At 34.4% G+C, this 25,913-nt stretch carries 22 protein-coding genes and 1 tRNA gene; 20 read left to right on the plus strand and 3 right to left on the minus strand.

Translation table 11 applies throughout. From position 1 onward, the window contains the following. Positions 1–180: 180 nt before the first annotated feature. The gene (secG, locus tag EVJ48_04525; GenBank protein ID RZV39461.1) at positions 181–507 is read left to right on the plus strand and encodes a preprotein translocase subunit SecG; all 327 of its coding nucleotides are present in this window, start codon (positions 181–183) and stop codon (positions 505–507) included. 29 nt (positions 508–536) lie between these two features. Next, positions 537–622: transfer RNA gene (locus tag EVJ48_04530), tRNA-Leu, on the plus strand. A 70-nt stretch (positions 623–692) separates the two neighbouring features. On the opposite strand, the gene EVJ48_04535 is transcribed toward EVJ48_04530, so the two are convergent. Next, entirely contained in the window at positions 693–1,661 is a 969-nt protein-coding gene (locus EVJ48_04535; protein ID RZV39462.1) for an HD domain-containing protein, read from the minus strand. Positions 1,662–1,679: 18 nt separating this feature from the next. Beyond that, positions 1,680–2,345 (minus strand): MBL fold metallo-hydrolase, encoded by a 666-nt coding sequence (locus EVJ48_04540; protein RZV39463.1) that lies wholly within the window; start codon positions 2,343–2,345, stop codon positions 1,680–1,682. A 270-nt stretch (positions 2,346–2,615) separates the two neighbouring features. On the opposite strand from EVJ48_04540, the gene gap reads away from it, so the two are divergent. The 5 genes from gap (at position 2,616) to EVJ48_04565 (ending at position 8,679) form a co-directional block, all read left to right on the plus strand. Next, positions 2,616–3,629: a type I glyceraldehyde-3-phosphate dehydrogenase gene (gene gap, locus EVJ48_04545; GenBank protein ID RZV39464.1), complete on the plus strand. Its 1,014-nt coding sequence runs from the start codon at positions 2,616–2,618 to the stop codon at positions 3,627–3,629. 55 nt (positions 3,630–3,684) lie between these two features. Continuing rightward, the gene (locus tag EVJ48_04550; protein ID RZV39465.1) at positions 3,685–4,905 is read left to right on the plus strand and encodes a phosphoglycerate kinase; all 1,221 of its coding nucleotides are present in this window, start codon (positions 3,685–3,687) and stop codon (positions 4,903–4,905) included. Positions 4,906–4,923: 18 nt separating this feature from the next. Next, complete coding sequence (gene lspA / locus EVJ48_04555) at positions 4,924–5,385, plus strand: signal peptidase II (protein RZV39466.1); 462 nt, start codon at positions 4,924–4,926, stop codon at positions 5,383–5,385. A gap of 44 nt (positions 5,386–5,429) precedes the next feature. Next, positions 5,430–8,000 carry a leucine--tRNA ligase gene (locus EVJ48_04560; protein RZV39467.1) on the plus strand — a complete coding sequence of 857 codons (2,571 nt, stop codon included), beginning with the start codon at positions 5,430–5,432 and terminating at the stop codon, positions 7,998–8,000. Positions 8,001–8,094: 94 nt separating this feature from the next. Continuing rightward, positions 8,095–8,679: a hypothetical protein gene (locus tag EVJ48_04565; protein ID RZV39468.1), complete on the plus strand. Its 585-nt coding sequence runs from the start codon at positions 8,095–8,097 to the stop codon at positions 8,677–8,679. A 19-nt stretch (positions 8,680–8,698) separates the two neighbouring features. Here the strand turns inward: EVJ48_04565 and EVJ48_04570 are convergent, their stop codons facing one another. Next, positions 8,699–9,280: a phosphatase PAP2 family protein gene (locus EVJ48_04570; GenBank protein ID RZV39469.1), complete on the minus strand. Its 582-nt coding sequence runs from the start codon at positions 9,278–9,280 to the stop codon at positions 8,699–8,701. Between the two features lie 131 nt (positions 9,281–9,411). On the opposite strand from EVJ48_04570, the gene EVJ48_04575 reads away from it, so the two are divergent. The 13 genes from EVJ48_04575 (at position 9,412) to EVJ48_04635 (ending at position 25,696) form a co-directional block, all read left to right on the plus strand. Then, on the plus strand, positions 9,412–11,931 hold the full coding sequence (locus EVJ48_04575) for a nucleotidyltransferase (GenBank protein ID RZV39470.1): 2,520 nt from the start codon (positions 9,412–9,414) through the stop codon (positions 11,929–11,931). A gap of 269 nt (positions 11,932–12,200) precedes the next feature. Then, entirely contained in the window at positions 12,201–13,676 is a 1,476-nt protein-coding gene (locus tag EVJ48_04580) for a phosphoglucomutase/phosphomannomutase family protein (GenBank protein RZV39471.1), read from the plus strand. 76 nt (positions 13,677–13,752) lie between these two features. Next, the gene (locus EVJ48_04585; GenBank protein ID RZV39472.1) at positions 13,753–14,397 is read left to right on the plus strand and encodes an MBL fold metallo-hydrolase; all 645 of its coding nucleotides are present in this window, start codon (positions 13,753–13,755) and stop codon (positions 14,395–14,397) included. An 87-nt stretch (positions 14,398–14,484) separates the two neighbouring features. Continuing rightward, positions 14,485–15,762 (plus strand): bifunctional phosphopantothenoylcysteine decarboxylase/phosphopantothenate--cysteine ligase CoaBC, encoded by a 1,278-nt coding sequence (gene coaBC, locus EVJ48_04590; GenBank protein RZV39473.1) that lies wholly within the window; start codon positions 14,485–14,487, stop codon positions 15,760–15,762. A gap of 160 nt (positions 15,763–15,922) precedes the next feature. Continuing rightward, on the plus strand, positions 15,923–16,492 hold the full coding sequence (locus EVJ48_04595) for a LemA family protein (protein ID RZV39474.1): 570 nt from the start codon (positions 15,923–15,925) through the stop codon (positions 16,490–16,492). 67 nt (positions 16,493–16,559) lie between these two features. Beyond that, positions 16,560–17,480: a DUF3137 domain-containing protein gene (locus EVJ48_04600; GenBank protein RZV39475.1), complete on the plus strand. Its 921-nt coding sequence runs from the start codon at positions 16,560–16,562 to the stop codon at positions 17,478–17,480. A 97-nt stretch (positions 17,481–17,577) separates the two neighbouring features. Further along, on the plus strand, positions 17,578–17,988 hold the full coding sequence (locus EVJ48_04605) for a hypothetical protein (GenBank protein ID RZV39476.1): 411 nt from the start codon (positions 17,578–17,580) through the stop codon (positions 17,986–17,988). Between the two features lie 257 nt (positions 17,989–18,245). After that, complete coding sequence (cas10, locus tag EVJ48_04610; protein RZV39477.1) at positions 18,246–20,930, plus strand: type III-A CRISPR-associated protein Cas10/Csm1; 2,685 nt, start codon at positions 18,246–18,248, stop codon at positions 20,928–20,930. Between the two features lie 2 nt (positions 20,931–20,932). Beyond that, on the plus strand, positions 20,933–21,433 hold the full coding sequence (csm2, locus tag EVJ48_04615) for a type III-A CRISPR-associated protein Csm2 (protein RZV39478.1): 501 nt from the start codon (positions 20,933–20,935) through the stop codon (positions 21,431–21,433). Between the two features lie 43 nt (positions 21,434–21,476). Then, positions 21,477–22,178, plus strand: a complete 702-nt coding sequence (gene csm3, locus EVJ48_04620; GenBank protein ID RZV39479.1) for a type III-A CRISPR-associated RAMP protein Csm3 — start codon at positions 21,477–21,479, stop codon at positions 22,176–22,178. Between the two features lie 8 nt (positions 22,179–22,186). After that, the gene (locus EVJ48_04625; protein RZV39480.1) at positions 22,187–23,161 is read left to right on the plus strand and encodes a hypothetical protein; all 975 of its coding nucleotides are present in this window, start codon (positions 22,187–22,189) and stop codon (positions 23,159–23,161) included. Between the two features lie 30 nt (positions 23,162–23,191). Next, complete coding sequence (gene csm5, locus EVJ48_04630; protein ID RZV39481.1) at positions 23,192–24,280, plus strand: type III-A CRISPR-associated RAMP protein Csm5; 1,089 nt, start codon at positions 23,192–23,194, stop codon at positions 24,278–24,280. 6 nt (positions 24,281–24,286) lie between these two features. Beyond that, positions 24,287–25,696: a DUF1887 family protein gene (locus EVJ48_04635; protein RZV39482.1), complete on the plus strand. Its 1,410-nt coding sequence runs from the start codon at positions 24,287–24,289 to the stop codon at positions 25,694–25,696. The last annotated feature ends 217 nt before the right edge of the window (positions 25,697–25,913 follow it).

Here is a 25,913-nt window from a genome sequence, read left to right on the forward strand (position 1 = left end):
TTTTCATAAGCGGATAACCTCCTTAATTTGCGTTAGTGGTGTTATCCGCTATTTTATTATTATTTTTAGTTAAGGAATAGACAAATTAAAAGTTATTTATATATAGACATTTTAAAAGTTATTAACAGTTAGCGTTTTATAGGTTGACAATTTTAATATATTTTATTAATATAATCTATTATGATTATGTTTTTAACTATTTTATTGATTGTATCCGCAGTATTTTTAGTTATCGTTATTCTTATGCAGCAGGGTAAAGGGCAGGAGATGGGAGCAGTTTTCGGCGGCAGTTCGCAGACTGTTTTCGGAGCGTCCGGAGCGGGGAATTTTTTAACTAAAGCTACGGCAGTAATAGCTATAATTTTTATGGCTTCTGCTTTTTTTATTTCTTATATTTCCGCCCAGAAGGAAAAAGGAATTAATATTTCTTCAAAATATACTGCGACAAAAACGGTAAAATCGTCTATGGCAGTCAAAAAAGCGCCGGTTAAAAACAAGTCTAAATAATTTATTAATTAATTTATTTCATACATGATGCCGAAGTGGTGGAACTGGTAGACACACCATCTTAAGGGGGTGGCGGACAAAATCCGTGCCGGTTCGATTCCGGCCTTCGGCACCACCTTTTATTTTAATTAATCACCTCTGCCATATTTATTATTTCTATTTTATTTTTTCAAATTTAACGCAACTTATTGCATTACCGTATTGCAGGTCAAATTCTTTTTTGACATCAAAATAATAAATTCTCTTAAAAAAGCGACATTATAAAGTTCAGAATTTCTTTCCAAAAAGTTTAAAGCGTCCGCTACGCTCATTTTAATTCTATACGGTCTGTTTCGTGTAAGCGAATCGAACCTGTTGGCGATAATAATTATTTTTCCGTATGTCGAAATATCTTCCTCTGTTTTACCGAAAGGATAACCCGTTCCGTTTGAAGCTTCATGATGTTCAAGGACGCCGTTTATTATATTTTTATTGTCTATGCCGTTGACGGTTAGAATTTCTTTGGAATATATAGGGTGCATTTTTATTTCTTCGGCCTCTTTTTCGGATAAACCGTTCTTCGACAATATTTCTCTGGGTATTTTTAATTTTCCTATATCGTGCGTCAGTCCTGCAAAACCTATTTCATATAAAGAAATTTTATTTGAAAAACCAAGCCTGTTGGCCAAAGCCATAGCGTATATACTTACGTTCATGCCGTGTCCCACTTCATTGTAGTCGTAGCTGGAAAGATTAAGCAAATTCATAAAAGCGAATTCGCTCATCAATAAATATTCTATGGTGGTTTCTATCGATTTTTTAATATTTTCCTGATTATCTTTAAGATTTCCCGTAGTTATAACGTATTCGGCGTAAATTTTTGAATACATATAAATTTTTACGGCTTTTTCTTCGAAATTATATTCCGGGGATTTTATAATGTATTCGATATGATCCAGCATATCGTTGTCATATTTATCTTTATCTTTTGTTTCTATATACAGGTTTTCTACGCCGTTATTTTTAAGCCTTAAAGCGTCGCTCTGAGAAAAAATAAGCGCTTTAGACCTGTATAAAATAAAATTATCTCCTGATTTTAGATATAGGGGATAATCGGAATTTTTACCGAATATCAAACTTTCTATAACTATAGGCGTATATTGTTTTTTTTCCATTTGTTATATTATTTGTATTTAAATAATTTCGGATTTCAGTCCTTTCTTGCGCACCTTTTCCGCAAATTCCTCGGCCTGCTTTTTTTCGCCTACTATAGTTCCGTAATGCATAGGTATAGACGTATCTGCTTTTATAACATCGGCAGCTTCGACCGCTTCGCTTGGGGTCATAACGTAAGTTCCGCTTACCGGAATAAACAGAAGGTCTATTTTTTCTTTTGACAGATCGTTCATTTCGGGTATTAGGTCGGTATCGCCCGTGTGGTATATTTTAACTCCTTTAAACGTAACTATAAAACCTAATTTTTTGTCTTCTTTAGGATGATAAACCTTCCCCGGTTCCCTGAATTTATTAATATTATAAGCCGGTACGCCTTTAATATGCAAATCTTTAAAATCTAAAGAATCCCCCGGTTTTATAATTACGACTTCATTATCGTATAATCCGTCTATTTCGTCGTTAGTCATCTCGTTCATAAACAGTACGGTAGAATCTTTAAGTATTTTATGGATATCGTCGGGTGAAAAATGGTCGAAATGTTCATGCGATACAAAAATGAAATCAGCTTTAGGCTCGTCTCCGTGTAGTTTGAAAGGGTCAAAATATAAATATTTATGACCGTCGCTTACTAAAAAGCTGTCGTGGCAGAATCTTTTAATTTCTAATCCTTTATATTTAAACATAAAAACCTCCTTACATGAATGTTATATATTATAATAAAAAAGCAATTAAATTAAACAAATTTAATTATTTTTTTTAATTTTATCATATATTTTAAAGATTTGTTAAAATTTTAATAAATTTGACTGATTAAAGTAAAGTAAGATAAAGTTAAATAAAATATTTATTGTAATTATGTACGTTTGTCATATATAATAATTTAAGAATTTTACGTTTAAACAATTAAGACTATAAATCATAAATTAATAATTAATAAAGGTAAGGAGAAAATTATGGCAAATTTAAGAATTGCGATTAACGGGTTCGGAAGAATAGGCAGAAACGTTTTTAGGGTTTTTCAGGATATGATTGCTAAAGGAGAGCAAATTGAAATAGTTGCGATTAACGATATTACCAATCCTCAGGTGCTTGCCCATCTTTTAAAATACGATTCCGTTCACGGCAAAGCTCCTTTTTACGTTGGTTACGACGTCGACCATATAATTGCGGACGACAGAGAAACATTGATAACCGCTATAAAAGACCCGTCGGAACTTTTATGGAAACATCTAGGCGTCGATTTGGTAATCGAATCTACAGGACTTTTTACTAAAAGAGACGGTGCGGAAAAACATTTAAAGGCCGGCGCCAAAAAGGTTTTAATTTCTGCCCCTGCGCATGATCCTGATGCCACTATCGTTCTCGGCGTTAACGATAAAAATTACGATAAAAGTAAACATTTTATAGTTTCTATGGCATCATGCACTACAAACTGTCTTGCTCCGGTAGCAAAAGTGCTTAATGAAAATTTTACCATAGAAAAAGGCAATATGACCACTGCCCATTCTTATACCAATGACCAGAGAATATTAGATTTGCCGCATAAGGATCTAAGAAGGGCAAGAGCCGCCGCCGTTTCCATAATCCCCACGACTACCGGTGCGGCGAAAGCTCTGTGCGAAGTTCTTCCCGAACTTAAAGACAAGCTTGACGGAATGTCTTTAAGAGTGCCAACGCCCGATGTTTCTATTAACGATCTAGTCTGTAAAGTTTCTAAAAAAACCACGGTTTTGGAAGTTAATTCAAAATTGGAGGAGGCTGCCGATACATATTTGAAAGGAATTTTAGGGTTCAGTAAAGAGCCGCTTGTTTCTATAGACTACAGGGGCGATTCCCATTCTTCAATAGTCGATTCTCTTAGCACTAAAGTTATCGGCGACGACTTAGTTAAAGTTCTGGCGTGGTACGATAACGAATGGGGTTATTCTACCCGGCTTGCCGAAATGGCCGTCTTCATGATGGAATAAATATATTTTATAATTTAGTAATGATTATATATAATAAGCAATAAGGAATTTGATGATGAATAATATAGTTTATATAGACGAAATCGACATAAAAAACAAAACGCTTCTTATAAGAGTCGATTTTAACGTCCCTCTTGACCAAAACGGCAATATTACAGACGATACGCGCATAAGGGCGGTCCTGCCGACTATTAATTATTGTCTCGACGAAAACGCAAAAATTATCTTAATGTCTCATATGGGACGGCCGAAAGGCAAAAAAGTTCCCGAATTGTCCCTTTTAGTCGTTGCTAAGAGATTAAGCAGGCTGTTGGATAAGGATGTAAAATTCGTCGGCGAATGCGTAGGCGAGCTGGCGGAAAGCACCGTTAAATCGGCAGGTTTGGGCGATATAGTACTGCTTGAAAATTTAAGATTTTACGACGAAGAAACTAAAAACGATGAAGAATTCGGCAAAAAATTAGCATCCCTCTGCGATATATACGTTAACGACGCATTTGCGACTGCTCATAGATCCCATGCTTCAAATGTAGCGGTTACGAAATTCGTAGGTAAATGCGCCGCAGGTTTTCTTATAAGAAAAGAACTGAACTATTTCAACAGGGCTATTGAAAATCCGATGAAACCGTTCGTCGCTATAGTCGGAGGAGCCAAAGTATCCGGAAAGATAGAAGTGCTTTCAAATTTAGCCGATAAGGTGGATAAACTTATCATAGGCGGAGCTATGTCCAATACTTTCCTTAAAGCCTTAGGGCACGACGTCGGAGCTTCTTTAGTCGAAGACGAAATGCTTGAATACGCAAAAAAAACATTAGAAAAAATAAGCGATAAAAAAATTAAACTTTATCTTCCGGTCGATGTGGTTGTTGCCGACAGATTAGCGCCCGATGCGGAAACCAAGGTTACGACTATTCAGGAAATTCCTAAGGGCTGGCTGGCTTTAGATATAGGTCCTGCTACCGTAACGCTTTTCACGGAAGCTATTCAAAATGCCAAAACTATAGTATGGAACGGTCCCATGGGAGTATTTGAAATGGATGCTTTCAGCAGAGGTACGTTTGCTTTAGTTTCAAGCGTTGCAAACGCTTATGCCATGACTATAGTCGGAGGCGGCGATACGGACGTTGCGCTTCACAGAGCCGGAGAATTTGCAAAAATGTCTTATGTTTCTACCGGAGGAGGCGCTTTTCTTGAACTTTTAGAAGGAAAAAAACTTCCAGGTATCGAAGCATTAATCGAATGTTCAAAGAAAAATAACTTAAAACCGCAAATTTAAAAATTAAATTTAATCTTAATGAAGAAAAAAATAATAATTTTAATATCTGTTTTCTTTCCTGTCTTAATTTTAGACCAATTATTAAAATATATAATCAATAATAAAATATCGTTAATCGGAAAAATTACGGTAATAAAGCATTATTTTAATATAGTGCATGTCGATAATACCGGCGTCGCTTTCGGGCTTATGAGCGGATATTCGAATATCCTGATTATACTTCTTACTGCTTTAATAATTGCGGCGTTAATATATTTTTTATTTAAAACAAAAATAAATTCCAATTTACTGTTTATATCTTCCTCGTTAATTATTTCCGGAGCTTTTTCAAATCTTTTGAGCAGAATATTTCAGGGATATGTAGTAGATTTTCTCGACTTTCATATTTATGCCTATCACTGGCCCAGTTTTAATGTTGCCGACAGCTGCGTAGTAGTCGGAACTATATTGTTTTTTATATCTATCATGAAATATATTTAAATCTTTTATATATCTTCTATATTTAATTTAATTACGGTTTTTATATGTATAATTTTAAAGAAATAGAAAAAAAATGGCAAAATATATGGGAAAACGATAAAGTTTTTTTTGTTAAAAATGAAAAAAATTCTTTAAACGTTCCTAAATTTTACTGTTTAGAAATGTTTCCTTATCCTTCCGGAAGAATACACATGGGACATGTCAGAAACTATGCTATAGGCGACGCGATAGCCAGGTTTAAACGTATAAAGGGTTATAACGTCCTTCACCCCATAGGTTTCGACAGTTTTGGACTTCCCGCCGAAAACGCAGCGATAAAGCATAAGACTAATCCTGCCGAATGGACTAAAAGCAATATAGAATATATGATAAAACAGCTTAAAGAATTGGGTTTTTCTTACGATTGGAGCAGGCTCGTAATTACTTCGGAACCTGAATATTATGGATGGGAGCAGCTGTTTTTTTTGCGTATGTATAAAAAAGGTTTAGCTTACAAGAAGAATTCCTTAGTTAACTGGTGCGAATCATGCAATACTACCCTTGCCAACGAACAAGTCGAAGACGGAAAGTGCTGGAGGTGCGGCAAGGACGTAACGGTCAAAAATATGGACCAGTGGTTTTTGAAAATTACGGACTATGCGGAAGAACTGCTTAAAGATATAGATACTTTGGAAGGCTGGCCGGATAAAGTAAAAACTATGCAAAAAAACTGGATAGGCAAAAGTTCAGGTTTAACGGTAATTTTTAAAATCGCCGGTTCAGGCGAAAATTTCATAGAGATATTTACTACGCGTCCCGATACCATATTCGGCGCAACCTATATTGCTATGTCTCCGCTTCATCCCGCCGCTAAAAGTTTAATAAAAAATTCAAAAGATTTAGAAAAATTAGAAACAATGAAGCATAATTCTTTGGTATCTAAAGACGTTTCCGAAAAAGAAGGATTTTTTACCGGTTCTTATGCCGTTAATCCGTTTACTAATAAAACGATACCAGTATTTATAGCAAATTTTGTATTGATGGATTACGGAACAGGCGCTATTATGTCGGTTCCCGCGCACGATGCAAGAGATTATGAATTCGCAAAAAAATACGGAATAGAAATAATGCAAGTTATAGAACCGACAAAAGAAGGAGCGAAAAATACTTTGGAAGACTTAGCGGGACTGCCTTATACTGACGGCGGAATACTTGTAAATTCCGGAGAGTTTAACGGGCTTAAATCCGAAGAGGCAAAAGAAAAAATAGCCGATTTTGCCGAAAATAAAAATATAGGAAAAAAAGTTACCAACTACAGGCTGAGAGATTGGGGAATATCGAGGCAGAGATACTGGGGGTGTCCTATACCCGTCGTGTATTGCGAAAAATGCGGAATAGTCCCGCTGAACGAAGACGACCTGCCTTTAATACTGCCCGACGACGTCGTGTTTACGGGAGAAGGAGCCTCTCCTCTTAAAAAGCATAAATCGTTTATAAATACAAAATGCCCTAAATGCGGAGGAAAAGCCGAGCGGGAAACCGATACTATGGATACTTTCGTGGAGTCTTCCTGGTATTTTTTAAGATATACTCTTTCCGAAGAAAAAGAAAAAAATCCGTTTAAAAGCGAAGACGTTAGATACTGGCTGCCGGTCGATCAGTATATCGGCGGTGTAGAACATGCAGTTATGCATCTTCTGTACTCAAGATTTTTCGTGAAGGCGCTGAGGGATTTAAATTATATAAAATTAGACGAACCCTTCAAAAATCTTCTTACGCAGGGGATGGTCATAAAAAACGGCGCTAAAATGTCTAAATCCAAAGGCAACGTCGTCGATCCGGACAGACTTATTAAAAAATTCGGCGCCGATACGGTAAGATTATTCGTACTTTTTGCGGCTCCCCCCGAAAAAGATTTGGAATGGAGCGATTCTGGAGTTGAGGGGGCATATAGATTTATAAATAAATTCTATAAAACCGTAGTCGATTTTTTCGAAATATTAAAAGATACGAATGGCAAATTTTATATAGAAGAATCAAATATTTCGCAATCTTCGCCCAATACGGCAAGTTTAAGCGTTTCGGCGTACGAAATAAATAAAGCCGTCGTAAATCCGTCGATTAAAGAATTAATTTACAGATTAAACGGCGTAATAGAAAAAACCGAAACCGAAATGAACGGACGCTATCATTTTAACACGGTTATCAGTTCGTCGATGGAATTAATTAACGCTTTTAACGATTTTACCGGAGCTTTAGACGGGGAAAAACTTGCATTATTAAATAAATCCGATAAATATCTGCTGAAACATTTTTTAAATTCAGTCATTTTGATATTATATCCTTTCATACCGCATGTCTGTTCCGAAATATTTGAAATTTTAAACGGCTCTTTCATAGAAAGCGAAAACTGGCCTGAAAAAATAGATGCCGGATATTTGAAAGAAAATTGCAACATAGCGGTGCAGGTAAACGGAAAGATGAGAGACGTCGTAACTGCGGCCATTGATTCGGATGAAGAGTCCGTCTTAAAAGCTGCTATGGAAAGCCCAAAAATCAAAAAATACGCAGAAGATAAGAGCGCAATTAAAAAAGTTATATATGTAAAAAATAAACTGTTAAACATTATAGTTTGAAAAAGGTGTCAGATAAAATTTATTTTATGCATACGAAAAGAAATAGTTAACGATAAAGGATACTGCGTAAAATACAAAGGTTATATTAAATCGTATGAATTTTAAAAAAAAGTCATTATTATTATCGATTATAATTATTCTTGCCGCCGGTTTTTCGACGGGGTGCGGTTTTAAAGTATTAAACGGCAGCGAGGGTTCCGTTACGTCGGGCTTGCCGGTAAGCAGCATAAGTAAAAAATCAAAAAATTACAATAACATATCCGAAATTTACGTAAAACCTTTTAAAAATCAAACTTATAAAAGCGGGTTGGGAGTATATTTTTCAAATAATATAGCAAAGTTTCTTAATATGCAGACGTATATGTTTACTTCAAACGAAAGCGGCGCTTTTTATTATCTGTCCGGAAAAATAACTTCTATACAAAATAACGTAATGTCTTATACGGGCGTAGCGGCGGCGGTTGATTACGATATTACCGTCAGCGTAACCGTCAGCATGTATAATACCGGCGGAAAGATAATTTTCAGGAACGTAAATTTTTCGTCAAGCGCAACGTACTATAACTATATAAACCCCCTTATAGCCCATAAACAAGAGAAAGGGGCTATAATAAGAGTTTCCAGGAGAATTGCAAGAAAAATAGTAATATATATAGAATCTAAAAAATTAACTTCTTGACGGTTTAATTAATATAGTTTTATCGTTCAAAATTATAATTTTTATAATTTTTTATTCTTTTGTATAAGACGAGCGTTATCTTAGCGAATAAATACCCGATTATACCGCCCGCGATAACGTCCAAAGGATAATGCTCGCCGTCGTAAACCCTTGAAAACGCCACTACATAAGCCAGTATATAAAATGTTTTTTTATGTTTGGGAAACATATAAGATAGGGCGACTGCAAGGGAAAAAGCCGTTACCGTATGTCCGGAAGGAAAAGAATTTTCTGTTAAGTGTCTGCCTAAAATATTTACGTGAACCTTTCCTTCTTCGATAAGAGAGTGAAGCGCTACGATGGGTCTCGGCCTGTGGACGGCTTTTTTTATTATAATGTCTATAATACCCGGAACTATTTGAGTTAAAAAAAGCAAAAAAAACGATTCTTTGAATTTTTGACGGTTAAAATAATAAACATACAAAAGTACGAGCCAGTAAACGACCCAGCCGTTGCCGAGATTGGTAACCGCCCTCATATTGTCGTTTAGTAAAGAAAAGTGGAAATTGTTATTGATGAGTAAAAAAAGTGCCGTATCTAAATGCAGAATGTAAGAAAGCATAATTTTTATTTTGATTTTATTATTTAATAAGATATAATTTTATTAGAATAATTGCTATATTGCAACATTAAAAGTTGTTTTGTTAAAATTTAAAATCGTATTCAAAGTTTAAAACTATCGGAGAACAAAGTATGCAGGCCGTTATTATGGCAGGAGGTTTTGGAACAAGACTTAAACCTTTAACGAATAATGCTCCAAAACCGATGATACACATAGCAAACAAACCCATGATGGAGCATGTCGTTAACCTTCTTAAATCGCACGGAATAAACGACCTTATAGTGCTTCTTTACGTTCAGCCGGACCTTATTAAAAATTATTTTAAAGACGGTTCCGATTTCGGCGTAAAAATTGAATACGTTCTTGCCGAAGAAGATTACGGGACTGCGGGGGCCGTAAAAAACGTCGAAAAAATAATTAAAGACGACGATTTTATGGTGATAAGCGCCGATATAATTACCGATATTAATATTTCAAAACCGATAGATTTTCATATAGGCAAAAAAAGCGACGCTACAATAGTCCTTACGCACGTAGAAAACCCTCTGTCGTTTGGCATAGTCATAACAGATGCCGAAGGCAAAATAACTAAATTTTTAGAAAAGCCGACATGGTCCGAAGTTTTTAGCGATACCATAAATACCGGCATTTACATATTAAACCGTTCAGTATTAAAAATGATTCCGGAAAAAAGCGAATTCGATTTTTCCAAAGACCTTTTCCCGCTTTTACTAAAAGACGGCAAAAAACTTTTTGGGCATATATCTAACGGATACTGGAAAGACGTAGGAACGCTTTCGGAATACAGGCAGAGCCATTTAGACATTATCGCCGGTAAAATAAATCTTAATATAGACGGCGAAAAGTTAGGAGATAAAAATATAACCGTAGGCGCAAAAAGCATAGTGGATATTACCTGCGATATAGAAAATTCTATTCTGGGTAAAGACGTCCATATTCTTCAAAACTGCAAAATTAAAAATTGCGTTATCGGAGACAACTGTACTATTGGGGAAAACACATCAATCAGCGGGTCGGTAATTGGCAAGGCGTCAAAGATAGGCGCAAACTGCGATATACAGGAATCTATCCTCGGATATAAAACTTATGCCGGAAACAACGTATTTATAGGGGCAGGAGCTGTAGTTTCCGACGTATGCCATATAGGAAACGGCGCAGTGATTAATCCTAACGTTAAGATTTGGCCGTTTAAAAACGTGGAAGACGGGGCAATATTATCCGAAAGCCTTATATGGTCTGACAAATGGAGTGCCAAAATATTCGGTCAATATGGAATAACCGGTCTTGCTAATTTAGAAATAACGCCCGAGTTTGCTTCTAAGCTCGGAGCGGCGTTCGGAGCAACCGTCGGCAAAAACAGGACGATATCGGTATCAAGGGACAGTCATAAAACTTCGCGTCTTTTTTCGAGGGCTATGATGTCGGGCGTTCTTTCCGTTGGCGTTAACGTTAACGATTTCAGCGATACCCCAATTTCAATAGTCCGCTATCAGGCAAAACAGTTTAAAAGTTCGGGCGGAATACATGTAAGAAAACATCCTTTCGATAAAAAACTTTTAAATATAAAATTTTTTGATTCTAACGGTTTGGATTTTTCTTCGCTTGGTGAGCAGAAAATAGAAAGACTGTTTTTCAGGGAAGATTATACGAGGGTCGGATCGGAAGAAACCGGTGAAATTTTTTATCCTACTCACGGTACCGAATATTATACCGACGGATTTCTTAAAACTATAGATACAGAAAAGATTATAAAAAGAAAATTTAAAATAGTAATAGATTATTCTTACGGTAGTTCCAGTAAAATTTTTCCTGCGGTAATAGGAAAACTCGGCATAGATTCCGTTCACTTAAACGCTAATTTAGACCAGACTAAAATAACGAAAACCGAAAGAGAATTCAAAAAATCCCTCAAGGAATTGTCGAGCATAGTAAGGTCTATTAACGCCGACTTGGGAATTTTTATAGACAACGGCGGGGAAAAGATATATTTATGCGATGAAAACGGCGATAATATAGACGGCAACACCGCTTTGACATTAATGGCCATGCTGGTTATGAAGACCGAGAAAAAGTTTCAATCTATTTCAGTTCCCGTTAATTCATCTTTTAATATATCTAAGATGGCTAAAGAACACGACTACGAGATAATTTACGCAAAAAATTCGTCTAGCTGTCTAATGGAAAAAGCCGGAAATTCAAAAATATATTTTGCGGGCGACAATGAAGGCGGCTATATCTACCCCGGCTTTATGCCGGCTTTTGACGGAATGTATTCGACTATAAAACTGCTGGAAATGCTTGCAAAACTTGACAGTTCTATAAAAAATGAGATGAGGTTTATAGAACCGACGTATTTTGAATACAAAAAAGTTCCTTGTCCTACGGAGCTGAAAGGTTTTATTATGAGGAAGTTTTTTGAAAAATATTCGGACGAAAATGTTTTGTTGATAGACGGAATAAAACTTATAAAACCTCAAGGCTGGGTTCTTGCGTACCCCGCTTCCGAAGGGGCTCATTTTGAAATTTTTTCGGAAAGCAAGGATAAGGATGCCGCCGGAGTTTTAATAAACGAATTCAGCCGGGATATCGAGTCTTGGAAAGCGGAACGGGATATTAGCGCACTGTCGTAGAGTCAGGAAAAGGAAAAAGGCGTCAAAAAGCAGGAAAACGAGGAAAATGGAACAGGAAAAGGTGTCAGGAAAAGGAGAAAAAGGTGTCAGATTTATTTTCCGCATACGGAAAGTAGCAATTAACTATCAAGGCTTTGCGGAAAATAAATCTGACACCTTTTTCCATCCCCTATTCACCTTTTCCTTAGCATATTACATATTATAATGATATAAGCACATAATCATATAAGTATAAAATAAGTATAAAATTTTCAAAAAAAGGAGAACGAATGAGCAACTCTTTTGAAATCGAATTTGGAACTTCCGGCTACAGGGGAAAAATAGCAGACGACTTTACTTATGAATCCGTAAAACTCGTTTCGCAGGCAGTATGCGATTTTTTAAACGAAAAATATAGAGGATCTTTTCCGTCGAAACAAATAGTAATAGGTTACGATACGCGTTTTTTATCCGAAGAATTTGCTAAAATAAGCGCCTGCGTATTTTGCGCCAACGGTTTTAACGTAATTTTCGCCGATACTTTTACCCCTACTCCCGTTATAGCGATTAAGATTTTAAAAGAAAAGGCTCTCGGCGCAATAAACATTACGGCAAGCCATAATCCTTACAATTATAACGGCATAAAATTCTCTCCGGACTGGGGAGGCCCCGCTCTACCTGAAGATACGGAAGTTTTAACTAAAAAATCCAACGAACTTCTTAAAAATCCAAGATATAATTTTATGGATTTTAACGATGCAAAGAAAAGCGGACAATTAAAAGAAGAGGATTTTATAGGCTATTATATAGAACTCGTAAAATCAAAGTTAAATTTAAAACTTATTAAAGAAAACGCAGGCAATTTATATCCTTTTATTACGTCACTGCACGGAACTTCCAAGGGCATAATAGGAAAAATTATCGGTGATGAGGGTTATGAATTTAAAGAAATATACGAGGGAAGGGACGCTTTTTTTGCCCCGGGATTTGCCCCGGACCCCTCCGCGAAGAATTTAAAAGATATGGGAAATATGATTAAGGAATATAATAAAGGCAAAGACGAGGGCAAATCTAAAAAAATCGCTATAGGGCTTGCAACGGACGGCGATGCCGACAGATACGGCGTACTTGACGAAGACGGCGAGTTTATCGAGCCTAATATTATCTTTCCTCTTCTTTACAATTATTACATCGAAGGCAAAGGGATAAAAGGGGATGCCGCAAGAAGCGTCGCAACGACTGCTTTGGTGGACAGGGTAGCAAAACGTTACGGTTTTAAAGTCATAGAAACTCCGGTCGGTTTTAAATATCTCGGCAAACTTATATCGGAAGAAAAGGTAATAATAGCGGGCGAAGAATCTTCGGGACTTACGGTAATCGGGCATACGCCGGATAAAGACGGAATTTATACCTGCCTTTTGGTTTTGGAAATGCTTGCTTACTACAAAAAACCCCTTAAAGTATTGGTAAAAGAACTTCTTGAAAAATTTGGGCCGATATTTACTAAAAGAATTAACGTACCGGTTAATAAAGAAAAGTTCAAAGCCGAAATAGACGAAAAAATGGAAAAATTTCCGAACGTTTTTAAAGGCAGGAAAGTTACCGGAAAAAACGTTACCGACGGATATAAAGTATTCTTCGACGACGATTCATGGCTCTTAGCAAGGCTCTCCGGAACGGAAGACCTGATGCGCATATACGGAGAAGCCGACACCGAACAAAATCTCGACGTCCTGATAAGCGCTTTTCAGGAGTACCTTATATAGCTATGGTGCCAGAATTCGATTCCTGTGCCATTACAAAATGTAAACGAAAAATTAAAATTTAAAAGGATTAAATTTAATGAAATTTTATACGATACCTGCCGGACCTTTTGAAGTAAATACTTATATAGTATTCGACGATAATGCGGCAAAAACCGCAAACAAAAAAAAAGAAGGATTTATAATAGACCCGGGCGGACAGGAAAAGAAAATAGAAAAAATAATCAAAGACGAAAATATCGATTTAAAATTTATACTTAATACCCACTGCCATATAGACCATGTTTTAATGGATAATTATTTTAAAGAAAAATACGGAATCGATATAATAGCGGCGAAAGAAGAAGAGTATATACTTCAAAACTTGGAAGAGCAGGCGGAATATCTTGGTTTTGAATATACGGGAGACGTCGTAATAGACAGGTATTTAAAAGACGGCGAAATTATAGAAACCGAAGGCATTAAAATCCTTCCTATTTTTACCCCGGGACATTCCCCCGGCGGCGTCTCGTTTTTGATAAACGATACGCATCTTTTCAGCGGCGATACGCTTTTTAGAAATACCGTGGGAAGAACCGATATTTTGGGCGGCTCTTCGGAACAGTTAATAGGTTCGATTAAAAATAAACTTATGGTCTTAGACGATACCTTAAAGGTTTATCCGGGTCACGGCGAACCCACTACTATAGGATACGAAAGAAAGTTTAATCCTTATTTATTATAGGAGGAAAAGGCGTCAGATTTTATTTTCCGCATATGCAAAGGTGAATTAATCTGATACTTTTTCCTAAAAATTTATTCCATTTAAACGATGAGTCTAAATAACAAAAATATTTTGCTCTGCGTTACCGGTTCCATAGCCTGTTATAAAAGCATTGACCTATACAGGAGACTTAAAAAAGCCGGCGCAAAAGTAAAAATTGTCGTCAGCGACGCAGCTGCAAAATTTATCTCGCCTTATATTTTTGAATCTTTCGGCGAAGATGTTTTTGAAGACGATGCTTTTAAAAGCCCTCTTTCGCATATCGATTTGTCAAAATTTGCCGATATTATACTTATAGCTCCAGCGACTTATAATACGATAAACAAAATAGCCGCCGGCATAGCCGATACGCTCATTACTTTAACGGTTGCGGCGGCGCCTGAAAAGCCCAAACTTATCGTTCCGGCTATGAATCCTAATATGTACGCCAATAAAATATTAAAAGAAAACCTTAAAAAACTCTGCGCATTAAATTTTTATTTAATTTCCCCCGCGACCGGCTCCGCCGCCTGTGGCGATTTCGGCGAAGGCAGGTTTCCAGAAATAGACGATATTATTTTCGACGTCGAATCCGTTCTTAAAGAAAAAAAGCTGAAAGGCAAAAAAGTGCTGGTTACTGCCGGCGCCACGAGGGAATATTTGGATCCCGTAAGGTTTATGTCCAACGGTTCAAGCGGAAAAATGGGCATAAGCTTAGCGAATGCCGCGCTTAAAGCGGGAGCGGAAGTAACGCTTATCGCCCTTAATATAGGAAACGAAGGTATTGCTAACGTTAGCGTCAACGGTAACGCTAAATACATAAATCACCGCATAAAGGTTATAAACCGCTCAGACTTTGCAGGGCTTAAAGAGGCATTGCTCGCCGAATTTAAAAATACGGATATTCTTTTTATGGCGGCGGCGGTTTCGGATTATAGCTTTAAAGAAAAAAGCCCCGTAAAGATTAAAAAAAGCGATATGAAACGCATAAGCGATAATATAGAAACATCGGACGAAAAAAATTACGATACCGGTAATTCAACCCCTCCAACCCTTAAAATAGAACTTATCCAAAACGAAGATTTATTAAAAGCCGTTTCAAAAATCAAAAAAGACGGACAGACGGTTTTCGGTTTTGCCGCCGAAACCGATTCCGCAATAGAAAACGGACGAAAAAAACTTTCAGAAAAATCCTTAGACTACATTTTCGTCAACGACGTATCAAAAGATATTATCGGAAGCGACGAGAACGAAGGCTTTTTAATAAACAAGTCGGGCGAAATAAAAAATTTCAAAAGGGAAAGCAAAGAAAGCCTCGCCGAAAAATTAATCGACGAAATATCGTAAAAACATTTCGCAAGGTAAATAAATTTATTTTTAAAAATAACATTGTTTTTTTGATAAAAGATTATAAATATTTTAAAATTAATATTGTTGATGTAATAATTAATAATTAAAAATTAATAATTAATAAGTATTCAATAATTTTAAAAAATCGGGAGCTTATATGAACTTCATATTTTGGTTTTTTATTATAGCGGCGGTTCTAATTTTTATAATAGTAGTTTCTTTGTATAATACTCTTATATCGAGAAGAAACGGCGTTAAATATGCATATTCAAGTATAGACGCGCTTCTTAAAAAGCGTTTTGATTTAATACCCAATCTTGTTTCAGCCGCAAAAGAGTACATGAATTACGAAAAGAACCTTTTAAACCAACTTACCGAACTAAGGACTTCTTTTAAACCAGGTTCTATGAGTCCTCAGGAACTTGACAGCATAGATACGCAGTCTAAGGCATTAATAAAAGGAATATTTGCCGTTGCCGAAAATTATCCCGATTTAAAAGCCAGCCAAAACGTATTGCAGCTTCAAGCGGCGTTAAACGAAGTGGAAGAACAGATTTCCGCCGCACGTAGAGCATATAATGCAGCCGTTATGCAGTATAATAATGCCGTCAACCAGTTTCCGTCTAATATAATAGCCAACGCATTTGATTTTAAACCCTCCGATTCATTTTCTATACCAGAGGGCGAAAGACAGAACGTTGACATAAAAGCTTTATTTAGGGATTAAATATTTAGCAGTTTTTTAGCAATTCATCATAAATCGTTTAAAAAATTATTTTATATTTATTAATATTATGACTGACGCTAATTTCGACAAATTTATAGAAGAAACTATTTATCCCGAACTTGAGCCTCTTGAAAAAAAGAGGCAGGAGAAAGTTAATATTTTCTGGATTATAACTGTATGTATAATAGTATTAGATATTATTTTAATAGTTTTAATCCAAAGCATATTTTCCCTGTTTTTTATCGGCATAATTTCTTTAATAGGAATAGGTTTTCTTCGCAGTGGTTTATTTAAAAGCTACGATGCCGAATTTTCCGCGCATGCCATAGGCAATATAACAAAATTTATCGATAAAAACTTAACGTATAACAGAAACGCGTATATCTCCCCAAACGAATATAAAGCGAGCAGGTTATTCCTTACAAGCTACGACGGATATACGGGAAGAGACTTGGTTTTGGGTAAATTAGACAAAACGGAAGTAAAATTTTCATACTTATATACTTATTACGAAGAAGAAACTGAAGATTCAGACGGGAATAAAACTACGCATAGATATACTATTTTCGACGGTTTATTTTTTATTGCGGATTTTAATAAAAGATTTTCTGGAGAAGTATATCTGTTTCCGCACGGATTCAGATTTTTTTCTCCGAGAAAAGGCACTAAAAAAATTCCTTTGGAAAATCCTAATTTTAACGATATATTCGACGTTTACGGAAGCGATCCAGTCGTGTCGATGTATGCAATTTCGACAAGTTTAATGGACAGATTATTGAATTTTAAACAAAAAACCGGTTCAAAAATTAATATGTCCTTGATAGATTCTACGCTATATCTTGCCATAAGCGGCTACAAACCGTTCAAAGTTCCTATATTCGATACTGTTTACAACAAAGAAATATATTACGGTTACTTAAGGCAGTTGAAGTTTGCAAGCGGTATAGTGGACGAATTAAATTTAAACACGAGAATATGGAGCAAATAGTTTGTAAGAATATTTCCCTGATTTATAAGGGATTGCGACTTACAAATATAAAATAAATCCGATATAAACTATAGGTATATATAGGGGATATAATATTATGGATAAAGAAAAATTAGGCGTTATAGACAATAACGGTAAGGTGCCTGAATTGAACGAAAAAGGATTTCAAAAAATACATCCTGTCGAAAATAATAAAGAAAATAGAAAGCTTGCTGCATTATTAGCATTTTTAGTATTTGCTATTGCAGGTCTTTTTTGTCTTTTAATAGACTTTACAGTAAGAAATGACGGGATTTTCGGCTTTCTTGCTTTTATTTGCGCATGGCCGGCATTAATAATTCCACCGATTATTATGGGCAATACGAGCTGGAATAAAGAATGGAAAGAATCAGAATGGAACGAAGCAGACTTTGAGTCAGACCATAAATATGGAGAATACGAAAGCAGAGAAGACGACCCGATTACAGGAACGGATTACGCCGGTTCGGACGGAAATATATATAGTTAAAATTTTTACCGTTTTTTATCTTATTTATATTTTGCAGTTTTGGACAGGCTTATTCTTCTTTTTTAATCTTTTTTAATCGCGACAACGTTGTTTTTTAATTTATTTAAAATATTTGTATTATAATACTTTCATCTTAAAATAATAATTATTTACAATAATTATTTACTATTGACATACAAGGTTAAAATTATTATAATTTCAATATAAATTATAAGAAGTATAATTTATATATTAACAATTTAATATAAAATAAATTTATGGATTTTGTTAATAAAATATCGATTGCCGCATTACTTCACGATATCGGAAAATTTTACCAAAGAGCCGGTCTTAATTTAAAAAATCCAAATAATTATTCATACTGTCCAACTTACAACCAATCAAATTCGCACATACATTCAGCATTTACAGCCCAATTTTTCGATGATTTTGAAAATAAATTTTCAATCTTCTTAGACGCAAATGAAAATTCAGACGATAATATTATAAATCTTGCGTCGTATCACCATAAACCTTCATCGCCGCATCAGCAGATAATTACAGAAGCGGATTGTTTAGCAAGCGGTTTCGACAGAACCGGGTATGACGAATACAATGCTTACGTCAGTTTAAACGAGCAAGAACAGAAACAGCAGGAAAGGTACGATAAAGCAAGGCTTTTGTCGCCTTTTTCAAAGCTTTACCTTGGCAAAAACGTCAAAGAAGCAAAACTTGACGAATATTTTTACGAAATAGACGAATTAGTTCCCGAAAATATATTTCCAAAATCTTTAAAAGAATTAGATTCGAATAATACCTCAAACTCCAAACCCTCCGAAAAATATTTAAAATTATGGGATAAGTTTAAAGCCGATTTTAATTTATTAGATTTTAGTCAAGCTACGGAAAATTTTAATAATTTTTATCAAAGTCTGCTGTATGTTTTGGAAAGATATACTTCTTTTATCCCCTCTTCCAGTTACCATACTATTGCCGATATCTCGCTTATAGATCACTCTAAAGTAACTTCGGCCATAGCGACTGCATTGTATAAATTCCAAGAAGGCTGTAATAATTTTGACGTAATAAATATTAAAAATAGGGAAGATTATAAATATTTAATGGTACAAGGGGATTTTACCGGAATTCAAAAATTTATTTTCGACAGATACGGCAAATCAAACAAATTTGCGGCAAAAATATTAAGGGCAAAGTCTTTGTTCGTATCCGCATTTACGGAACTTTCGGCTTCTTATATATGCAATAAAAGCGGCGTTAACAATGCATGCATATTAATTAATGCAGGCGGAAAATTCGTGCTGTTGCTGCCTAATAATCAGAATATTAAAAATATTATTGCCGAAGCTGAAGCTAACATAAACGATAATTTTTTGTACGGAGCTACTTATTCGCAAACTATTTTTAATATTACGTCTATTCCTTTTTGCGGTAACGATTTTAAAATGGGAGTTTCTAATTTTTCTAAAAAAATGAAAGAACTTGCAGAATCGCTCGAATTGAAAAAATTGAAACCTGCTATAAAAAAAGAAAAATTTGTTTTTAATAATTATCTTGACGAAGTTTCTAAAGCAGAAGGAGTATGTGAAATTTGCGGAATAAGACCTATAACTACTTCAAAAAATATAGACAAAGAAAAAATAAGTTTATGTATTTTCGATAAAATAGCGGTAGAAAACGGTGAAGAACTTGTCAAGAACGATTTTATAATATTGAAAAACGGATTATTCGTCAAAAGCATAGAAAACTTAATTGACGAAGGCAAAAATAAATATGATTTTATCGATTTTGCAAAACTTAACGGCTCTACGTTAAACAAAAAAATTGATAAAGACGATGTAGTTTACGACGTAAGAGGCATATACGACGAAAACGGTAAATCTTTCGATTTTTCCGGTTATGCCAAAAAACCTTATAAAGCATATGTGCCGGTATTCAAAGAAACCGACGACAAAAATTTAAGATATGAAGATCTATCTAAAACCGATATAAAAAACGACGTAATGCCCGGTTCTTTAAAACTATTTAATTATATAGCAAGGGACGGCAGAAAAATAATTTATGAAAACGGACGCGAAAAATCTGTAGGAGTTTCTCACCTTGCAGTATTAAAAGGAGACATAGACAACGCCGGAGAAATTTTCATAAATGGATTTAAAAAAATAAATGCGGAAAATAATATCAATAATTTGGATAATGCCAAAGATATAGAAGATATATATACTATATCAAGATTTTCCATGATGTCGAGAATGTTCGATTATTTTTTCGGGGTCTGGCTGCCTTATAATTTTTTAACTAAAGAATATAGCTCTATATATACTATATTTGCCGGAGGCGACGACCTGTTTTTGGTCGGACCGTGGAATCAAATTATATGTTTAGCCGAATTGGTTTCTAAGAAAATTAAAGAACTTGCAGGACTCAATGAAGAAGTTCATATTTCTATAGGCATAGCTCTTGCTTCTTCAAGTGTTCCCGTTTATCAACTTTCTGATAAAGCTGAAGACGAATTAGAAAAATGTAAAAATCTTAATGGTAAAAATGCGGTAACTGTTTTCGGAAAAACGCTTAAGTGGGACGAGTTTTATAAAGTATTTGCAAAAAAACAGTATTTTGGCGAACTACTCGAAGATGAAAATGGAAATGGAAATAAAGCAGAAAATAAACACAACGCAGTATCAATCGGATATATTTATAGAATTATGAAGTTTATAGAAATGAACGAAAAAATAGAAAATTGCAAGAAAAACGGCGGCATTAATTTAAACTGCCTATATGAAAATGCTAAATGGAGGGCGTTATTCAGATATATTACACATAGAAATTACGGCGACAATAAACTTTTGACGGAAAAATTAAATGAAATACCCGAAAATATTGAAAAATTTGGAGACAAATTAATAATACCAATTAGTTATGCAATTTATGAAAGGAGGGTTTGATTATGGTATATTCTCAAGGAAATAGCGGCAGTCATTATAATAAAGAAGGGGGTAACAGAGGTAGTAATAACAACTTTCATGCTAATGCCCCCGCTCCTCCCATTAATATAAATATTGAACTTTACGAAGGTAACGATAAAAGCAAAATCAGGCTCGACCTCTTTGATACGCAGGCTGAAAAACATGCAAAAGGCATAATAGACGAACGCAAAAATAAAATAAATCAGATTAGAATATTTTATAATCAGTTTATAGTTTTAAATGAAAAAATAAACAATTCCGAAGAAAACTTTCGCAGACAGCTTCCTTATATAAAAATGATTAAAGCCAGAGTCAAATATTCAAAAGGCAGAAAAAATATCGGCGATTATTTTGAAAATTTTCTATTAAAATGCGTAGATAAGGTCAATACGTTAGAAGATTTTAAAATTATATGCAGTTTTTTTGAAACAGTAGTAGGATATGCGACTTATTATGACAAAGAAAATAATCATGCGCAGTAATTATGATATTTAATATATAAATATTTGAAATGAGGAGTAAAAAATGAAACTTATTAAAATAATAAAACTTGAAGGCAATATAATATTGAAATCAGGTTTGCATATAGGAAGCGGAAGCGATGAAATTAAAATCGGCGGAACTGATCAGCCGGTTATAAAAAATCCTATAGACGGAATGCCTTATATTCCGGGTTCTTCGTTAAAAGGTAAAATCAGGTCGTTAATAGAATGGAAAGAGGGGAAGATAGGTTCAGACGGAGGCCCTTATTCTACGGATAATTCTAACGATAGCATAGCAAGAATTTTTGGGAACGGCAAAAATAAAGAATCATACAAAGGAGGTCCGACGAGGGTAACTTTTAACGATAGCTATTTAAATTCCAAATATATAGAAGATTGGAAAATAAATGAAAATATGGATAAATTATTTGAAATAAAAACCGAAGTCTCAATAGACAGGGTTAAAGGAACCGCAAGCGGCGCCGGACCAAGGAGAATGGAAAGAATAGTAAGCGGCGCTTTATTTGATTTTTCTTTATCTTATAAAGTATTTGACATGGAAAATAACGATGATAGCGGGAAAATAGACGAAGAAAATTTTAAAACTTTACTTAAAGGCATGAGAATGCTTGAATTGGACTCTTTAGGGGGGAGCGGTTCAAGAGGTTACGGCAAGATAGAATTTATTAATTTAAAAAAAGATAACAACGAAGAAATAGATTTAAAAAAAATCAATATAGATTAACATAAATTATGAAATCTCTTAAAATTAAAGTAAAACCGTTGTCTTCATTCGGCACCAAATTTCAGAGCGATACGTTGTTCGGACAATTCTGTTGGATTTACGGATATTTAAACGGATTTAAAAAGCTTGAAGAAATACTTGAAAATGTTAACGAAAATCGCTTTATAGCTTTTTCCGACGGTTTTATCAACGATTTGCTTCCGAAACCGATAATAGAACCATATAAATTTGAAGGCGACGAATTAAAGAATGCTAAAGAATATAAAAAAACGGAATTTATTAAATCCGATTTTTTAATGAAAAATCGCTTGGATTTGAGAGATAAAAATATTTTTGATAATTGGTTAAAATGTAAAATTAACTCCGTTGAAAAAAATACTGATAAATCTGTTACGATAACCGAAAATGTTTTAAAAAATTCAATAAATAGAATAACGGGAACGACTTTCGACGGACAGTTGTACAATTCCGAAGAGACGTATTTTAATACAGTAAATACTTCTATAACTTATTACGTAAAATATAACGAAACGATAATAAATATTGAAGAGCTTAAGAACATCATAAATTTAATAGGCGAACTTGGTTTCGGAAAAGATGCATCGACAGGCAAAGGTCGATACAAATTAGAGGATGGAGATTCATCTATAATTGAAGAACCGGAAGAATTGAAATATTTCGACGGCGCTAACGCTTTTATGACTCTTTCGCATGGAGTACCGTACGATTATAATGAAACGGAATCGGATTGTTATGTAAATTACGGCAAAATAATTACCAAATTTCCTAAGCATGGAGGTTTTTTGTCGAACGGGGATTATTTTAAAAATCCTTTTGTAGCTTACAGGCCTGGCTCTACTTTTTTAATAAAAAATACCGAAAATGTAAAAGATATATATGGAAAAGCATTGAGCAATATATCGAGGCATGGCAAAAATCATATTCAGGGAACTTTTTTAATGCCGTTTTTCATAAAAATTTAACTTAAAATTTAAATAAATTTTAAAGCAAGTATGAAAAAAACTATAGAAATATACAAAGTAGAATTGACTACAATAACGCCTATACATATAGGTACCGGAGAAGATTACGTGCCGGTAGATTACGTCATAAAAGATAGCGGAGATAAAAAATATTTTTTTTATTTTATTAACAGAGATAAGTTTATTGATTATATAATTAATTCCGGTAAATACGACGAGCTTTTAAAAATTAGCAATTTAAATGATTTTCTTAAAATCAACGAATATATTTATAATAATTTTAACGATGAAATGATTGATTGGAAGATGCAGGTTTCAAAAAATGTTTTTGAAATATACAAAAAAAATATTGAGATGGGCGTTAAAAAAAACGAAATCAATCGTTTAGAAATAAGGTCGTTTATTCAGGATAGTTTCAAAAAAAATATATATATACCGGGAAGTTCCATAAAAGGTTCGATTAGAACCGCCGTTTTAAATTATAAAATTAGAAACGGAAAGAAAGTCGATAATTTTGTCGATAAATCAAATTCTAAAGAAGTTGAAAAAAGCATATTAAATATTAAAGAAAAAAATAGTTCCGACGATCCGTTCAGATTAATTAAAATATCCGATTTTATGCCTGAATCTGACGAAAAAAGGGATTCTTTCGTCGACAGGGTCGTCAACGTGAAATCAGGAAAAGATTTATCTGAAGGAAAAGGCGTTCCGGTGTTAATGGAGTTAGCTTTAAGAGAGAGGAAATTTATAGGTACTATTACTGTAATTAACGACGGCTCAAATCCAGATAATATAAATATCAATACAATCAGAGAAGCTATGAACTATCATTACGGCGAAAGTTGTTATAATTTTGAATCTCAGACATTTCCTAATGTTTTTAATAATGATATTATTAGCTTATTTGAAAAAAATAAAGACGAAATTAAAATTAATAAAAACGCATTTTTAATGAAGATAGGCAACCATTCAGGGGCATTCGAAGTAACCATGGAGGGTTATAGAAAAATTAAAATTAAAAATAAATCTAGTTATAGCTTATCCGATAGGCAAACTACGCTATGGATTCTTAAATCAAACAAATACCCTTTAGGCTGGGTAAAATGTAATATAATTTAAAATATTATGAACCTTCTAATCTCCTTAATCAGCGACCAAACGATTCCAAATGTATTATGCATAGATTATTATAAGCCAGATGCATTACTTATGGTTGCTACCGAGAGAATGAAACCTAAGATAGAATTCATTCTTAGCGGTTTAAAGAAAATATCCAAATCGCCGAATTCTATATATTCCGAAGAAAAAGGCAATTTATGGATAATAAGCGTTAATCCCGAATCCCCAGCCGACGTAGAGGGGAAAATAGAAGAATGGTTTAAAGATTTAAAAAACAGATCTGGCGAAAAGTTTGACGAAGTTATCGCAAACATTACCGGCGGTACCAAAATTATGGCCTTGGGTTTATATAACGCCGTTAAATTAACCAAAAATCTTCCCGCCAAAAAATATAAAATTGACTATATTCCTATAGGTACCAACAAAATAGTCGATTTAACCGAAAACTGTTACGGCACGGATAAATGCGAACCGTCCGTAAGTATAGACAGAAGATTAAACATATCCCAATATTTTGCTTCAAACGGTATAGGTATAGTCTCAAAAGACGATAGTATTTTTAATGACGGATTTAACGAATCTTATCCACCGTTTAAACTTGCAATAGATACTAAAGAAATATCTAAATTCATAATGCAAAATTATGATAGTTTAAATAATTTTTTATCTTCTTTATTTCATGAATTAAAAATTTTGCAGATTCCATTTAATAAAAATAAACAGCATATCATAGATATTAAATGCATTTTTAAAGCCGACAACGTCGAATCCGTCTTAAAACTTATCAAAGAATTATTCAATTTCCATTATCTTAAACATTTTTCCGTAACCCATATATTGAAAGATTATAAGAATCCGAGAGTTAATATTTCCGTCGAATTAACCGAGCCGATTTCCGTTCATCATACAATAGACGATAATAAAAGCATAGAAGTTCAAATAAAAGGTGAAATCAAAAAACACCATTTCGAGTTTTTAACCGGCGGCTGGCTCGAACGTTTTTGTTTTAACGAATTAAACGAATTAAAGGAGCAGGGGATATTTAACGATTTAGGAATAAACGTAAGAGTAAGAAATCTATCTACGGGCATGGAAGCGGAAAACGAGTTCGACGTCCTTTTCACATATAACAATAATCTTTATATGGTAGAATGTAAATCGCTCAATCAAGCACACGACTCCGAAACCGATATTCTCTATAAAATTTCCGCCCTGCAAGCAGACCTTGGACGTTTAACCACCAGAAGTTTTCTTGCAAGCACCGCCTCTGATAACATAATAGACAAAAAAGACCATCCAGGCGAAATAAAAGAATCTCTATCAAAACGAGCAAGATTGTTAAACTGCAGTATTATAAAACCTGACAACTTAATTAACATTAAAGAAGAAATAAAAAAAGAACTTAAAATTATTTGACAATAGTTTTAACTATAATTAGAACGGCTAAAAATATTAATAATTTCAACACATTACAAAAGATACAGCATTATCAACGCTTTCCGTTATCTGTTTTTGTAACAAAAACCCTTGACATTACGGAAACGATTATATATACTAACTTTAAAGTTAAAAAATATCGTTATTTGACATATGAAAACTGTTGATAACCTGTGGATAACTCGGACATTACGAA

Origin of the sequence: Candidatus Acidulodesulfobacterium acidiphilum (assembly GCA_008534395.1) — a bacterium.
Classification (GTDB): Bacteria; SZUA-79; SZUA-79; order Acidulodesulfobacterales; family Acidulodesulfobacteraceae; genus Acidulodesulfobacterium_A; species Acidulodesulfobacterium_A acidiphilum.

Excerpts from the sequence above, each read along its gene's own strand:
- lspA (RZV39466.1), top strand. The coding sequence starts at position 4,924 with ATGAAGAAAAAAATAATAATTTTAATATCTGTTTTCTTTCCTGTCTTA.
- coaBC (RZV39473.1), top strand. The coding sequence starts at position 14,485 with ATGAGTCTAAATAACAAAAATATTTTGCTCTGCGTTACCGGTTCCATA.
- EVJ48_04540 (RZV39463.1), bottom strand. The coding sequence starts at position 2,345 with ATGTTTAAATATAAAGGATTAGAAATTAAAAGATTCTGCCACGACAGC.
- csm5 (RZV39481.1), top strand. The coding sequence starts at position 23,192 with ATGAAAAAAACTATAGAAATATACAAAGTAGAATTGACTACAATAACG.
- csm2 (RZV39478.1), top strand. The coding sequence starts at position 20,933 with ATGGTATATTCTCAAGGAAATAGCGGCAGTCATTATAATAAAGAAGGG.
- secG (RZV39461.1), top strand. The coding sequence starts at position 181 with ATGATTATGTTTTTAACTATTTTATTGATTGTATCCGCAGTATTTTTA.
- EVJ48_04560 (RZV39467.1), top strand. The coding sequence starts at position 5,430 with ATGTATAATTTTAAAGAAATAGAAAAAAAATGGCAAAATATATGGGAA.
- EVJ48_04535 (RZV39462.1), bottom strand. The coding sequence starts at position 1,661 with ATGGAAAAAAAACAATATACGCCTATAGTTATAGAAAGTTTGATATTC.
- EVJ48_04585 (RZV39472.1), top strand. The coding sequence starts at position 13,753 with ATGAAATTTTATACGATACCTGCCGGACCTTTTGAAGTAAATACTTAT.
- EVJ48_04575 (RZV39470.1), top strand. The coding sequence starts at position 9,412 with ATGCAGGCCGTTATTATGGCAGGAGGTTTTGGAACAAGACTTAAACCT.
- EVJ48_04580 (RZV39471.1), top strand. The coding sequence starts at position 12,201 with ATGAGCAACTCTTTTGAAATCGAATTTGGAACTTCCGGCTACAGGGGA.
- gap (RZV39464.1), top strand. The coding sequence starts at position 2,616 with ATGGCAAATTTAAGAATTGCGATTAACGGGTTCGGAAGAATAGGCAGA.
- EVJ48_04595 (RZV39474.1), top strand. The coding sequence starts at position 15,923 with ATGAACTTCATATTTTGGTTTTTTATTATAGCGGCGGTTCTAATTTTT.
- EVJ48_04605 (RZV39476.1), top strand. The coding sequence starts at position 17,578 with ATGGATAAAGAAAAATTAGGCGTTATAGACAATAACGGTAAGGTGCCT.
- EVJ48_04565 (RZV39468.1), top strand. The coding sequence starts at position 8,095 with ATGAATTTTAAAAAAAAGTCATTATTATTATCGATTATAATTATTCTT.
- EVJ48_04625 (RZV39480.1), top strand. The coding sequence starts at position 22,187 with ATGAAATCTCTTAAAATTAAAGTAAAACCGTTGTCTTCATTCGGCACC.
- EVJ48_04635 (RZV39482.1), top strand. The coding sequence starts at position 24,287 with ATGAACCTTCTAATCTCCTTAATCAGCGACCAAACGATTCCAAATGTA.
- EVJ48_04570 (RZV39469.1), bottom strand. The coding sequence starts at position 9,280 with ATGCTTTCTTACATTCTGCATTTAGATACGGCACTTTTTTTACTCATC.
- csm3 (RZV39479.1), top strand. The coding sequence starts at position 21,477 with ATGAAACTTATTAAAATAATAAAACTTGAAGGCAATATAATATTGAAA.
- EVJ48_04600 (RZV39475.1), top strand. The coding sequence starts at position 16,560 with ATGACTGACGCTAATTTCGACAAATTTATAGAAGAAACTATTTATCCC.
- EVJ48_04550 (RZV39465.1), top strand. The coding sequence starts at position 3,685 with ATGAATAATATAGTTTATATAGACGAAATCGACATAAAAAACAAAACG.
- cas10 (RZV39477.1), top strand. The coding sequence starts at position 18,246 with ATGGATTTTGTTAATAAAATATCGATTGCCGCATTACTTCACGATATC.